This window comes from Vibrio sp. vnigr-6D03 (assembly GCF_002835515.1).
Classification (GTDB): Bacteria; Pseudomonadota; Gammaproteobacteria; order Enterobacterales; family Vibrionaceae; genus Vibrio; species Vibrio penaeicida.
On the sequence record NZ_PIZL01000044.1, the window covers coordinates 21,254 to 35,728 of the forward strand.

12 protein-coding genes are annotated in these 14,475 nt (G+C 42.9%); 1 reads left to right on the forward strand and 11 read right to left on the reverse strand.

Annotation, left to right across the window (positions count from 1 at the left end):
- Positions 1–1,205 precede the first annotated feature (1,205 nt).
- From CW749_RS28295 to CW749_RS24995, 10 genes are all read right to left on the reverse strand, one after another.
- On the reverse strand, positions 1,206–3,209 hold the full coding sequence (locus CW749_RS28295; protein ID WP_180958491.1) for a hypothetical protein: 2,004 nt from the start codon (positions 3,207–3,209) through the stop codon (positions 1,206–1,208).
- A 248-nt stretch (positions 3,210–3,457) separates the two neighbouring features.
- Positions 3,458–3,961: a hypothetical protein gene (locus tag CW749_RS24955; RefSeq protein ID WP_101115176.1), complete on the reverse strand. Its 504-nt coding sequence runs from the start codon at positions 3,959–3,961 to the stop codon at positions 3,458–3,460.
- Between the two features lie 33 nt (positions 3,962–3,994).
- Positions 3,995–4,501 carry a copper chaperone PCu(A)C gene (locus CW749_RS24960; protein WP_101115177.1) on the reverse strand — a complete coding sequence of 169 codons (507 nt, stop codon included), beginning with the start codon at positions 4,499–4,501 and terminating at the stop codon, positions 3,995–3,997.
- On the reverse strand, positions 4,498–5,130 hold the full coding sequence (locus CW749_RS24965) for an SCO family protein (protein WP_101115178.1): 633 nt from the start codon (positions 5,128–5,130) through the stop codon (positions 4,498–4,500). The genes CW749_RS24960 and CW749_RS24965 overlap by 4 nt, the downstream gene beginning before the upstream one ends.
- Positions 5,130–6,044 (reverse strand): heme o synthase, encoded by a 915-nt coding sequence (gene cyoE, locus CW749_RS24970; RefSeq protein WP_101115179.1) that lies wholly within the window; start codon positions 6,042–6,044, stop codon positions 5,130–5,132. The genes CW749_RS24965 and cyoE overlap by 1 nt, the downstream gene beginning before the upstream one ends.
- 12 nt (positions 6,045–6,056) lie before the next feature.
- The gene (cyoD, locus tag CW749_RS24975) at positions 6,057–6,395 is read right to left on the reverse strand and encodes a cytochrome o ubiquinol oxidase subunit IV (protein ID WP_101115180.1); all 339 of its coding nucleotides are present in this window, start codon (positions 6,393–6,395) and stop codon (positions 6,057–6,059) included.
- Positions 6,395–7,012 carry a cytochrome o ubiquinol oxidase subunit III gene (gene cyoC / locus CW749_RS24980; protein ID WP_101115181.1) on the reverse strand — a complete coding sequence of 206 codons (618 nt, stop codon included), beginning with the start codon at positions 7,010–7,012 and terminating at the stop codon, positions 6,395–6,397. The genes cyoD and cyoC overlap by 1 nt, the downstream gene beginning before the upstream one ends.
- A gap of 16 nt (positions 7,013–7,028) precedes the next feature.
- Positions 7,029–9,059, reverse strand: coding sequence for a cytochrome o ubiquinol oxidase subunit I (cyoB, locus tag CW749_RS24985; protein ID WP_201797035.1), 2,031 nt, complete (start codon positions 9,057–9,059; stop codon positions 7,029–7,031).
- A 28-nt stretch (positions 9,060–9,087) separates the two neighbouring features.
- A complete protein-coding gene (gene cyoA / locus CW749_RS24990) occupies positions 9,088–9,975 on the reverse strand; it encodes a ubiquinol oxidase subunit II (RefSeq protein ID WP_101115183.1) in 888 nt (295 codons plus the stop codon).
- 1,139 nt (positions 9,976–11,114) lie between these two features.
- Positions 11,115–12,065 (reverse strand): LysR family transcriptional regulator, encoded by a 951-nt coding sequence (locus tag CW749_RS24995; RefSeq protein ID WP_272897875.1) that lies wholly within the window; start codon positions 12,063–12,065, stop codon positions 11,115–11,117.
- 287 nt (positions 12,066–12,352) lie between these two features.
- Between CW749_RS24995 and CW749_RS25000 the strand changes: the two genes are divergently transcribed.
- Positions 12,353–13,642, forward strand: coding sequence for an acyltransferase domain-containing protein (locus CW749_RS25000; RefSeq protein ID WP_101115185.1), 1,290 nt, complete (start codon positions 12,353–12,355; stop codon positions 13,640–13,642).
- Here the strand turns inward: CW749_RS25000 and CW749_RS25005 are convergent.
- Positions 13,622–14,413 (reverse strand): thioesterase domain-containing protein, encoded by a 792-nt coding sequence (locus CW749_RS25005; RefSeq protein WP_101115186.1) that lies wholly within the window; start codon positions 14,411–14,413, stop codon positions 13,622–13,624. The two genes, CW749_RS25000 and CW749_RS25005, sit on opposite strands and share 21 nt — an antisense overlap.
- Positions 14,414–14,475 lie beyond the last annotated feature (62 nt).

Below are 14,475 nucleotides of genomic sequence, written 5' to 3' on the forward strand. Positions count from 1 at the left end.
ATTGAAGTTTCGCTTCGGTTTCCAATTTGTCGGTATAAATCTTTGTGTTTTCTATGTGTCTATCGTTGTAATGAATACACAATATTAAGTTTTCTGATTGAGCTTAATGTCGGACATGCAGTAGCTCAAGAACCATGAGAATGGAGAGCTAATCGCGCGACGTTGTCTTTCAAGCGTTTCGGCGAAGCGGAGCAGTGTAGCTGAAAGCTGAGACTAAATATACAGCGAAATTATAGGTTGGCATTGTACGGAGAGAATAACGCATTGGTAACATATGTAGGCAGAGCCATAAGTTAATAATCTTCATTTTCTCATTAGTTGTTAATAAAAGAAACGGAGGGCAACTTTCTGTTATTTGTACGATTATTATTCGAAATTGGTCTGTGGTTTGTGAAAAATGGACTGCCTTTTGAGCACAATGAAAAAGCCAACTATTCTGTTCGGGCATCGCTACTGGCTTTTTTAGCGCTAGGGAATGCGTCTTTGGATTCCAATTGTTAACCAATTTGGATTAATTGTTTAATCTTTCCGAGGTGGAATAGGCGAATATCTTGCTCGTCGTTTATAAGAACAAACCTTAAGAAAGATACATCAAATTTGGTTTCCACTGACATCCGAAGAAATCATTAAAGATTATAGCCATCAAATTTTTCTTAAAGCTCAAGCGTGGCTGGTTATTCTTTACTTACATCACGTTAAAAAGCCAGAAACAGAGTTCTGGCTTTGGGTTGGGTATAAACCCAGATTGATTAAGATGTTGAAGGGAAAGTAGGGGACTATCATTCCAATAGGGAATGTTCCCAACCCAAGTATTATCAGCTTCAATAATATCTTCTTCAATACAGCTAAATCTTGAAGTTTTGTGGGATATTGACCTTGTTTGATGGTTTTATTGCGATGTTTAATGTTTTTCGTATAAAAAACAATTATTTAATATGTCTTTGGCTTTTTTACCTCATTTTAGCCAGATGTACCTAAAACTCTACAATTTGAATCTGGTGCTAAATAGCAAATTTCATGGTAAAAAGTGTTGGTTAGTTTTGTTGTTTTAAATCAGAGTCTTATTTTTTTGGCAGGCAGTTTTTTTATTTTTTATGTTTAAATACGAATGGAGATCTTTGACTAATTAGAATTGTCTAAATAAATGATTTCGCACAACTATTTGAGTGTACTCATATTGCATATTGAAAATATTTACGATGGAGCTAATCGTATGACGTTTCTATTCGTTCCACTTTGGGTTCAAGACTGCTCATCACTGAACTGATATCTGAGTGGGAAAGTAGCCCCCACGTGACTATGTCTTTTTGCTCTGTGATCACTGAGAAGGCGTAAAGAGAGCTATATATGCTTTCGATATCTTCCAGAGTGCCCGTCAAATTCAACGAGCTATCACCACCTCTACTAGTATCTCCCCAAGTGACAACACTGCCGTCCTCTTTTAATGCTACAAATGCACTTCGAGCGGAATGTATTGATGAAACGTTGACCAATTCTGCCGCAACGGATGTGCTATCACCCCCATCATCGGCATCTCCCCATGTCACAACCGTACCGTTGGTTTCGAGAGCAGCAAACGCATCTCTTGTTGTTGTAATCGTTGAGATACTGGTAACCGTCGGGGTGTAAAAATTGGGTTTCGTTGCCGTGCCATATAGAACGTCATCGATTGATCCCCAACCGACGACGGAGCCATCTTCCAACAATGCAGCGAACCCATACCTTGAGCCGTAAACAGAGGAAGTATTTGTTACGCGATTGGCGAGTGTACCCATATCGCCACCATAGTTATTAAAGCCATGTGCTGTCAGCTCGTTGTTAGTCTTGATCATGGCGAAGGAAAGGTCATTGCTGATGACAGTTGAGACGCCTGATGCTGCATAATTTGGAATTGCAGAAATCGGTAAACCTCCGGCAGCGTCAAGCCCCCAAAAATAAACCGTATTTGACTGGTCTACCGCGGCAAAAGCATATTTTCCTCCGATGACACGATCAATGTTAGAAAGAGATAAGCCCTCTAAATCGCCACCTCGCAACGGATCACCCCACACGACAATTGTTCCGTCTGATTTTCTCGCTGCGAACGCAAACTCTGTGCTAACAATTTCTATTACATTGGTTAAATTCAATTGGACGGCACTGCTGTCACCACCTCGTGAGCTGTTCCCCCAGGTTACGACCGTTCCATCGGATTTTAATGCAGCAAAGGCATGGTTGTTTGAAGTGATCGCCGTTACGTTAATGAGGTCATCTTTGACTGAACTAGAATCGCCTCCACTGGATGCCAGCCCCCAGGTTACTACACTTCCATCGGTTTTTATCGCTGCAAAAGAGCTGTAGCCAGCGACTATCGAATCTATATCGATTAACTGAGACGCTACTGAACTCGAGTTTCCTCCATTATTTGTAATCCCCCAAGTTACTACAGTCTTGTCATTCATGAGTGCGGCATAAGCAAAAGGGTTAGTGGTAATGCTATTTACATGTGTTCTCTTGAACTTTGCAAAGCTCGTATCAGAAATTGTTCCATTAGAATCTGTTACTTTAACCTCAAGAGTTAGCGTTTTTTCAAAATCAGATAGAGTGAAAAGATACTGCGGGCTTGTACTCACTTCTACATCATCAATAAGCCAACGATAGAATGTTGTTCCTGCACATTCAGTACAGCTAATCGTTGGGATGATGGTCGAATCCGGCACCATGTCCCCAGAAATTGATATCTCAGAAATCTCTGATAGTGATGGCTCGGGCTCAGGTTCGGGTTCGGGCTCAGGTTCAGGTTCGGGTTCAGGTTCGGGTTCAGGTTCAGGTTCAGGCTCAGGTTCAGGCTCAGGTTCGGGTTCGGGCTCAGGTTCAGGTTCAGGTTCAGGCTCAGGTTCGGGTTCTGGTTCAGGCTCGGGTTCGGGTTCGGGTTCGGGCTCGGGCTCAGGTTCGGGCTCAGGTTCAGGCTCCACTTCTGGGTTAGGCTCCACCAGTTCTGGTTGTGAGGGGGTACTTTCGGAGTCCTCCGATGTTGGAGGTGCGTCATTTTTTGGGGGATCTGTATCATTTTCATCGGATGTGGCTGGGTTTTCTTGCGTGTTATCTTCGAGAGTTGAGCACACTATTTCTATTTTACCGTTATCCGTCCTTGGGACTAGAGTACAGTGTCCGTCGGTATAGCAACTGGTTAGTGATAGAGATAGAAAAATAGTGAGAGGATGTCGCATTGCCCTTTCCATGTTTAAATGTATAGGTCCAATGAGGTTGATTTGGGCTTACCCTAATTATTAGTTATAGATAAAAGTGTAGTTTATTTACAAGCTCAAAGGCGAATAAATAATAATCAAAAAATTCACGCTGAACAGAGTGGTGGGGCTTTGTTGTCTAAATTGGGGGGCGTTAAGTGGTACAGGTAGGGGGCTTTACGCTGCTCTTCAGATAAATCTGTATTGAGCAGCTAGATTTACTTTAACCGTTAGTTTTTAACGAGTTGTCGAGTGGTGACTAAGCACAGAGTTGTGAATTGATCGGTGAGAAACGCTTGTTTCCCCGCAATGCGTTTGCTGCTGAGGACCATGGTTCTATCGGTGAGTTTTCCTTGGAAGTCCCACTTACTAAATGCTTCGTGGCGCGCATCTGCACAAGGTGTTTGCAATACATAGCTTTCGGTTACCGAGGTGTCACAGGTTCCATTGGCATTTTTTATACCATGGAATGTCACGTGGCTGTCTCTATCGCGGTAGTTGGTCACGGCTAAAGCGTTGAACAAATGTATATCGTTAGAGTCGCTTTTGTAAGCGAGCATACGGTGTGGGTTCTTTTTTAAGCTGGAGCGTGCAAGTTCTCGCAATTCTTCGGCACATGGTAGAGCTTGCTCGGTTGCAATGATGTCCATTGATGTCGTCACAGGTGCTTCTTCTGCAACGAGAGCAGGGGAAAACACGAGCGAGCCAGAAAGCAGAACTAACGTAGGTTTCATGCATGCTCCTTGGTATTCAGATGAATCTTCAAACTATTTTGCTTTGACAGCCATAACAGGAAAGTCGAGAGTATAGCGCTCTCCGTTATCACGTATCAATGTGACTTTTATGGTTTCACCCGCTTTAAAACGCTGAGTTAATCCCATTAGCATTAAGTGATATCCGTTAGGCTCTAACTTGAAAGTCTCGTTAGGTTTGACTTCAATCACCTCTATTTTCCGCATTGCCATTCGGCTGTCGCGTAAGAACATACGGTGGAATTCAGTATGCTTCGCAGCATCTGTCTCGACGTGCGTAAAGCGAATTGTATCTGCACCTTTGTTTGTGATGTTCAGATAACCCGACGTCACTTTAATACCTGGAATTGTGGCTTTGATTCGAGCGTAATCGACGTAAGCCTTGTCCGTTAAGCGCTGAACTTCACTTGATGGTAAAGGATCTGGCTGATAGAAAGGCTTTTTGGTTTTTTCGTAGTAGGCGACGGAAAAAGCCAGCAAAAATGCGATAAAACACACAATGCCAATTTTGGCTAATTTCATGAAGCATTTCCGGTATTTGAATTGTACTCTTCCAGCGCTCTCTCAATACGAGCCGCTAGCTCTATAGGCGTTGTACTGTGGCTTAGAGAGTCAACGAGCTGCCCAGCTGGGTCGATGATATAAAACCGGGAAGCGTGGTCTACTGTATAGGCAAGCTCAGACGATGACATGTCAACCAAATCAATATAAACACCGTATTGATCGGTAATGGTTTGAATCTCTTCTTCTGTGCCAGTTAAACCCAAAATTTGTTTGTCGAAATACTGTGCAAACTCATTAATTGATTCTAAGTCGTCTCGCTCTGGGTCGACGCTCACAAAGAACCCTTGCGTCTTGTCGTATATCTCTTCAGATAGGTATTTGAACGAAGCAGACATTACCCCCATTGATGAAGGGCAAACTTCAGCACAATTTAGGTAACCAAAGTACAAAACAACAACCTTGTCTTTATATTCGTCAAGGTCGACAGAGCCACTAGCACTGTTTAAGTGGAATTTTCCACCTAAGTCTTTGAACTGGCGAGGCTTCTCTCCTATAGGGAGCGTTGTATTGTCCACGTAGAGTGCAAGAATACCTGCCAGAGCAAGGACACCCAATGCTAATACTATCTTCACTGGGTTTCGAATCATTAAATGAATTCCTTGAGTTGAAGTATGTTCACCGATGCTTGTTGAGTTTCATGGATTTCTGACGGAGAGAAGTCGATAGAAATCAAAATGCAGAACACCATAATACAAACGATAGAGAACAGCATTTGTTGCTTACCCCATTGCTCGGTTGGCATTTTTTGAAAACTTACTTTCGCTAAGTACAACCAGTACATACTGACCAGACCCATACCTAAAGCATACCAACTACCCGCATAACCTAAGTAAGTCAGAGCTAAAGAAGCGATAGCAAAAGCAACGATATAACCCATGATATGAGTACGCGCTTTATCTACACCTTCTTTAATCGGCAATACAGGAATCGATGCCGCTTTGTAATCATCAAAACGATAAATGGCGATCGCGTATGAGTGTGGTATCTGCCAAATACAAAAGGTAAGGAACACAATTGCAGCGCCAAGATCCAATTGGTTGGTTACTGCGCAATACCCAATGACAGGAGGACAAGCACCAGACAAGCCACCGATTAACGTTCCATGTACAGAGTGTCTTTTGTAGTAAAGGCTGTAGAAGCCAACATACACAACAAACCCAAGAACACCGAACCAGAAAGCGACTGTAGAGGTGAAGAAAAACAGAGTAGAAAACCCTGCAATACCCAGAATGGTAGCCCAAGCTAAAGCATTGGACACTGGGACGACTTTTTGTACTAGCTCACGTTGGCAAGTGCGCTTCATCTTGGCATCGATGTCTTTATCGATGAAGTTATTGAAAACGCAGCCTGACGCAACGATGAATGTCGTACCTAAACACACGGCAAGGAAAAGGGCCCAGTCAATCTGGCCTTGAGAGGCCAGAAAGAAGCCACCAGCCGCAGCAACTAGGTTGCCGCGGATAATGCCAGGTTTAGTGAGTTGTAAATAGTTCGAAATCATTATGTATTCCGATTAGTGACCCATCAGCATATTGTGGTTCAGGTGTTCCATAATCCAAAGCGAACCAATTAATATGATGGCAACTAAGACGACCACGAATACTGCCGAGGTCGTGTTCCACATCTGCTCGGAAGAGGTATTCATGTGCAAGAAGAACACCAGCTGAACCAAAATTTGCGCAACAGCACAGATCAAGATAACGCCGATTTTCAACTGTGGAGAGCCTATATCCATCATTACCATAGCGAATGGGATCACTGTGAGTAAGACGGAATAAATAAGACCCATTACATATTCTTTAACGCTGCCATGTGCTTGACCGCCATGACCGTGTTCTGCAGTCTGTGCCATTACATCACTCCCATTAGATAAACCACACTAAACACACAAATCCAGATTACATCTAGGAAGTGCCAGAACAAGCTTAAGCAAGACAGACGCGCTTCGTTGTCTTCAGTAAAGCCATCTCGTTTAAAGTGGAAATACAAAACGATCATCCAAATCAAACCAGCGAAAACGTGCAAACCGTGCGTGGCTACTAGTGCGTAGAAAGACGACCAGTATGCACTGCTGTCAAACGTTGCACCTGCTGCGCTGAAGTGATGGAACTCATAAAGTTCCATAATCAAGAAGCCCAGACCTAAAGCAAAGGTTGTCCAAAGCCAGAACCACATGCCTTTCGCATCGCGCTCTTTCGCTTTCAGCATACCCATGCCGAAGGTGAAACTACTAAGCAGTAGCAAAGCGGTACCGCCTGCTACAAACCACAGGTTGAATAATTCACTTGGTTCTACAATGCCCGCAAAGCTATTTGAGAAAACAGCAAATGTGGCAAACAACGTACCGAATAATAAACAGTCGCTTAGGATATAAATCCAAAAGCCAAAGATAGTGTCGCCAGCGTAATCATGGTGGTCATGATCATCGTGACCACCATTGTCCAGCACTGCTTTATCATGTGCAGTCATATTATCTCCTAAATCCTTAAACCGCTGGGGATGCAGGTTTCGTGTCAGTTTCTTTCGACGCAGGGTTAAATTCAGGGCGCTCCTGATAAACCTTGTCTAGATGAGGACCTTCAATTGCCTCAACTTCAGAAACTTCAACGTAGTAATCTTTATTGCGCTGGAAGCTGTATACGATCCAAGACACGATCATACCAAGGAAGCCAACAACAACCATCCACCAGATATGCCATACAAATGCGAAGCCCATAATCAGCGAGAAGAAGCTGATTACTACACCTGCCCAAGTGTTACTTGGCATGTGGATTCGCTTGTAGCGGTCAGGTTTTTGATACGCCATTCCATGTTCTTTGCGGTAGTGGTGCTCGTCTCTGTCATGAATTTTTGGCAGAGTTGCAAAGTTATAGAATGGAGGTGGAGAAGACGTCGCCCACTCAAGAGTACGACCATTCCAAGGGTCACCGGTTTCGTCCATATTTTGCTTACGGTCACGAATACTGATGAAGACTTGGTAGAACTGAGCGGCAATACCAGCTGCGATGATGGCAACACCGAATGCAGCAATCATAAGCAATGGTGCCCACTCTGGGTTGTCTGTCGCATTTAGACGGCGAGTCATGCCGTTGAAACCAAGTACGTATACCGGCATAAAGGCAACGAAGAAACCGATAGTCCAAAGTGCACAAGAAACCTTGCCCCACTTCTCGTTCAGTTTGAAGCCAGTTGCTTTAGGGAACCAATATGTAAAGCCAGCAAAGTAACCGAATACTGCACCACCAATGATTACATTGTGGAAGTGAGCGATTACGAACAAGCTGTTGTGTAGTACAAAGTTTGCGGCAGGTACCGCTAGCATTACACCTGTCATACCACCAATGGTGAAGGTAACAAGGAATGCCATTGTCCACCACATACTTGCCGTGAACTCTACACGTCCTTTATACATGGTGAAGAGCCAGTTAAATATCTTAACCCCGGTGGGTATGGATATTATCATGGTGGCTATTCCGAAGAAGGCGTTAACACTTGCCCCAGCCCCCATGGTAAAGAAGTGGTGCAGCCATACGACAAACGAAAGAACCATGATTACTGCCGTCGCCCATACAAGAGACGTATAACCAAACAGTCGTTTACGAGAGAACGTTGCACAGATTTCCGAGAAGATACCAAACGCTGGTAGAACCAGAATGTATACCTCTGGGTGACCCCATGCCCAAATCAAGTTCACGTACATCATCTGGTTGCCGCCCATATCATTGGTAAAGAAATGGGTACCAATGTAGCGGTCAAGAGTCAGAAGTGTCAGCGTAACGGTAAGAATAGGGAAAGCAACGATGATAAGTGCGTTGGCACACAAAGAAGTCCAAGTGAACACAGGCATTTGCATCAGCTTCATACCTGGAGCACGCATACGCAAGATAGTAACAACAAAGTTAACACCTGTTAGAAGCGTACCGATACCAGAGATCTGGAGCGACCAGAGCCAATAATCCACACCAACCCACGGGCTGTATTCCATTCCTGAAAGAGGCGGATATGCCAACCAACCAGTCGAAGCGAATTCACCAACGAACAAAGAAAGGTTGATTAGGATTGCACCTACAACGAATAGCCAGAAACTCAAGGAGTTTAGGAATGGGAAAGCAACGTCGCGCGCACCAATTTGAAGAGGCACAACAACGTTCATCAAACCGACAACCAAAGGCATGGCCACGAAGAAAATCATGATTACGCCGTGAGCCGTAAAGATTTGGTCGTAGTGTTCGGGGGGCAGATATGAGGCATCTACCGTAGCTAATGCTTGCTGCGAACGCATCAATATGGCGTCGGAAAAACCCCGAACCATCATGACTAGCGCAACGATGATGTACATGATACCAATTTTCTTGTGGTCAACAGAGGTTAACCATTCAGCCCACAAGTATTTCCATTTACCCATGTAGGTAATCAAACCTAGCAGACCGAGACCACCAAGGATCGCGGCAATCATAACGGGCAAAATAACTGGGTCAGTGTACGGAATGACGTCCCAGTTTAGTTTTCCGAATATTAAATCAGGTTCGGCATGTACGTCGCCTTTATAGGCCATTTTGAGCTCCTGAATGTTTCTCGATGATATCTTTGAATCGCAATGGATCGACAGATGAGTAGTAGGTCACAGGGTGGTATTTTTTGATCTGCTCTTTTGCATTAGCAGTCAAAGCGTCGTAGCTAGTGTCATTCAGCACTTGCTCAGACAATTTCACTTTGTTCACCCATTCGTCAAAACCAGATTCACTAACGGCATGAGCCTTAAAGTGCATGTTCGCGAATCCGAAACCGCTGTAGTTAGCAGACATACCGCGGTAGACGCCTTCTTCTGTAGCCATCAAGTTGACGCGATTTTCCATTCCAGCCATTGCGTAGATTTGGCTACCAAGCTGAGGAATAAAAAATGAGTTCATTGTTGTGTCAGAAGTAACGAGAAACTCCACAGGACGATCGGCTGGGAAGGCAACTTCGTTTACGGTTGCAATTTGTTGTTCAGGGTAGATGAACAACCATTTCCAGTTCATGGAAACAACTTGGATAGTTAGAGGTGTCTTGTCTGACTCGATTTCACGGCGAGGATCAAGAGAGTGGGACGTTTCATAAGTAATCCAACCCAATGCCAAAATGATAAGACAAGGAACAGCCCAGACTATCACTTCGATTTTAGTGGAGTGCTCCCAGTTTGGTTTGTACTCGGCCTCTTTGTTAGAAGAGCGGTACTTGTACGGGAAGTACACACACATGAACAACACCGGAACAATGATGATGGCCATGAGTAAAACAGAAGTGATAATCAACGATTCCTGAGCTTGACCAACGGGTCCCTTAGGATCGAATAACACCATGTTACTACCGAAGAATAGTACGCCTAATAAAATCAGCCCTACGACTGATGTTAATATTAATGCAACTTTTATGTTACATTTTATTTTCATTTGTCCTCCCTGGAACTCACAACCAGAATAAATTCAAAGACAATACTTAAAATACGAAGTATCCAAATACATAGATCAATCACTTCGCTTTGAAGAAAATTGCACGTGAAATGACGTCAAACAAAAAGGAAAGATTTTGTTAACAATTCATTATCATTTGAAACAATTAACTTACAAAATGCAGTGATATTGGAACTTAGATACTAAAGCGTGAATTAAAGTACCAAATTGTTAAATTAGCAAGCTTTAACTTGTTCAGAACTGTAAATTTCAATCTATGTATAAATTACAAAAATATTAATTTCATTTTTCCAAAAAATGAGGTAGAGCAAGACTTAGGCCTGTAGTGACCTGTTTTACAGAGCGAATTATATATAAGCTACTTAATACCCCTTATTTTATTGTGAGATTATTTTCTTGGTGGGTCTTTGCTAGTGATTAACCATAATTAATTAATGGTTAAAGGTTGGTGTCGATAGCAATATTTTCTTTTGGCTTGTACCGCTATTATTGAGCTTTTAATTGGTCATGAAATCGTGAAATTATACTGGTTTTTATTTATGGTTTGATGTCGAGTTACTTTGGGGGATTTATCCATGTGTCCAGCAGGGTAATGGTTTGTGAAGTAATTAAGCTTGTTCCTTTTATGGGTATTATAATGCGTTAACGTTTTAAGTTTCTTATGACCTCTCTTGAACACGTATTTACAACAAAGTGGAATACCGCCTAAAGTGTCTTTTTGTAGAGTTTAATTCCAACTGTTACTCATCATTGAATACTCTATTTACCTAATCCCATTTTATATAGGCACAATGTTAATGTGTCTATTGTTACAGATGGGATTAAATTACTCTTTGCTAAATTATTCATCAGAGAATTTAGGAAAAAGAATAATCAGCATTGTTTGTTTGAAGTATTTTTCTTTATAACTTTATGAAACACTTTTGGTTGAATATTAATCTAGGTGGTTTTAATTTAACCATTCCAATAATGGCTAGAGCGCATATTCAAATGAAATAGGTATCAAAAATGTTAAAGGGGAGGTCTCAATACCTATGGCATTTTTGAGATCGTTATACTCGATTTATTAACATATCCCCAAGCATCTTGAGGTTACTTGGGAATATGCGTCACCTGACTCAACAACCCTTATATGACATACCTGAAAAAATATCAGCGGCAAGAAGAAAATCAATTAAGTGCCTGATCCGTGCTGGAATTTGTTTCCTAGAAGGATATACCAAGTTAAAGATCTTGGGTTCGCTTCTAATGCCACACGCCACCTGAATCAACTCGCCAGTATCGATCTCCTTTTGTACGGTACATGGAATCAATAACCCCACTCCGACGCCCATCAAGGTGAGCTTCTGCATCACTAGCGGAGAATTGCAACAGTGATAGTTTTTCGGCGCAATAGCGATCATCTTTCCGTCGCAATAGAGCTTTTGTAGGTTGTTACTAGCGGATTGCTGTTCAAGTAAAACCCAATAATGCGACTCTAGCTCCTCCGCTGTGTTGGGTATCCCATGTTTTGCGATGTACTCTGGGCTCGCAAATAGGTGGGCACTTTGCTCGAACATTTGTCGGGCGATCAAAGAACTGTCTTGCGGGCTGCCAACACGTAGCGCCAGATCAATATTTTCTGCCACTATGTCTGACTTATGGTCGTTCAGGATCAAATCGAGTTCCACCTCTGGGTAGATCTCTCTGAATTCTTCTAAGATAGGTAAAACCTGATTCAGAGCGATATCGTAAGTCATGGTTAACGATACTCGCCCAGACACCTCTTTGGGTGCGATGATGGATTCAATGTGTTCAAACAAGTAAGGTAATTGCTTAACTTCTTGGTAAACCTTCTGTCCTTCTCTTGTCACCGAAAGCTTTCTGGTTGAACGCTGTATTAAGCGAGAACCTAGCTGAGCTTCCAGCTCTGACAATTGCTTACTGAGCTTAGAGCGATCCGTTTTCAGTTTTCTAGCCGCTGCGGCAAAGCTCCCAGCTTCGACTATCGCTGCGAACATTGCCATTCTTTTTAGGTGAGAAAAGCTATTAGCATTCAAAATTGCAACACTCCATGTCCATATTTGCATCTAGTGATTATTTTAAATTTATAAATAATTGAATGTACTGCGGTATTTAAAAGTATTCTCAATACAAAATAGCAAAAGCCGAGCAGTAGGCTTCGGACCCGAAAATCTTTCAAATGTGTACAAATGAGCACGACTTTCGTTGATTCGACGTCAATTTTCTAAATCAATCAATAAACTATAAAAAATCTGGAATAACGATCTGAATTTTTCAAGTATTCCGTATTTCGGACAGCTATTAGTCACGTTTGCTACATCAGACTCGTAGTTCCATTCAAGGAGCGAAAACCATGTTTCATCCAGAAAAACGTCAAGATTTTATGTTGGATAATCAAGAAGCAAAAACACTCTTCATGCAATCGGGTGGTTCAAAAACAGATAGATCAATAATAGATGGCTCAATGATAGATAGCCCTATAACAGGTCTGGGAAACACAAAAACACCAAGCTATGGACCTAACCATTTCAATCACATTCAAGAGGGTATGGGAGGAAGTTCAGCATACTCGAGATCCAAACCTGCTGTTGTTTTTATGTTTAGCGGCCTTGAGGAACAGCCTCATCGTTGCGCGAGATCTTTGTACGAGAACTTTGAATATTTTCACGAGAGAGTGGAAGAGTGTTTATGGCATCTCACTAAAACGGATGTGCACTTAGCGGATGAAACGGAGTTCTTCTTTAGTGAGTGTCAAGTGCACAGCAAGCAGCCTGTAAGTCAGGTACAGCTCTTTGTATTTGAATATGCTCTCGCCTCGACGCTTATCCACTGGGGAGTTAAGCCAGATGCCCTTATCGGTGACAGCCTTGGTGAATACGTAGCGGGCTGTATAAGTGGGCTACTGAACATTGAGGATGTGCTCGCCATGGTCTGCTCTCGCCAACGGCTGATGGATGATGCGCAAGCTGGTGCAATGTTTGCTGTTCCCAAGGGGAAAGCGGAAGTAGTGAAATGGTTGGATGATTGGAATAAGACACACCCTAGCTCCGATCAAAAGATCTCCCTTTCCTATGTGAGTACTCCACATCGATGCGTTGTTTCGGGAGGTGCAGAGCCTCTAAGTCATTGGTTAGAGCAATATGTTGAAAATGCAGAAAGTGGGGAATACGTCTCTCAAAGGTATGCACTGCACTCCAATTTGATGACAGATGTATCCAAAACGCTCGGCACTTATATCGAGGGCATACCCAGTTACCCGATTCATACGCCTTTTGTTTCCACGATAACGGGAAGATGGGTACAGCAAGGAGACGTTGAACATTCGCAATACTGGGCGAGTCAAATTCAACAAACGGTTCAATTTGCAAAAGGGCTGCAATGTGTCTCTGAAGATTTGGGGAATTGTATACTAGTTGAAATTGGCCTCGGTGAAAGCATGTCAAAGCTCGTTGAACAGCAAAGGATCAATAGCTTATGTGCTTTTCCTTTGCTGCCGGACATTTTGTCTGAAGACTTGGTACTGCCTGCCAATTTCCCATGTGACTGTATTCTGACATCGGTAAAAACACTAGGTCAATACGGGGTCAATATTCGCTGGGACCGCATATTAAGCAAAACGGAATCAGATTGCTGGTTGAGCTAAACCCGTTCTTTTATCGGTAACGCGCTGAATAATATCGACAAGCTTTTTGCTTACAGACTCAAATTGCTTGTCGATAAAGAAGTGGTCGCCCTCTATCATCTCCAATTCAAAGTCGCCACAAAAGTGTGCCTGCCAGTTCGGCAAAGAATCAGGTGGAATGATGGTATCACTTGTGCCACCCAGTAGCGTAACGGGAACGTTGAGTTGTTCAATAGCGCTAACTATGTGTGTTTCGGCAAGCTTAAAATCCGCTTTCAAACCAGGCAATAGTATGGACATGAGTTCGTCATGCTCAATAATTTCATCCGGTGTACCGCCCATTTCCTTTAACTTTATTTTAAACCCTTCATCCGACAGTCCGTGAATCGGGTCTCGAGTGTTCAATTCATGAGGCGCTCTTGATGCCGCCGGAATGAAATGAATAGGCATCGGCATTTTATGCTCTTTGAAATAGCGGATAAGCTCAAAACCAATTCGTGAGCCAAAACTGTGTCCCCAAATGACATAAGGTTTGTCGATGATAGGGGTTAATACTTCCGCTAAATCCTCCACTAACGTATCAATGCTTTGGTACTGTGCTTCATTTAATCGGCTGCCTTTTCCTGGTAGCTGTACCGCACAAATTTCGGCATTCAGTTCCTGCAAAGCACTATAGGGAACAAATGAGTTTGCGTTGCCTCCTGCGTAAGGCAGACAGATTAAGCGTAACGGGGCATTAGGTTTTGGTTTTGGAATGGCAAGCCAGCGATCAAGTGAAGTGTTTCTGCGCATTTTCAATCCTTTATTGTCAGAAGGCTAGGAGAATAGCGAGGAATACAGAGAATGGATACCTT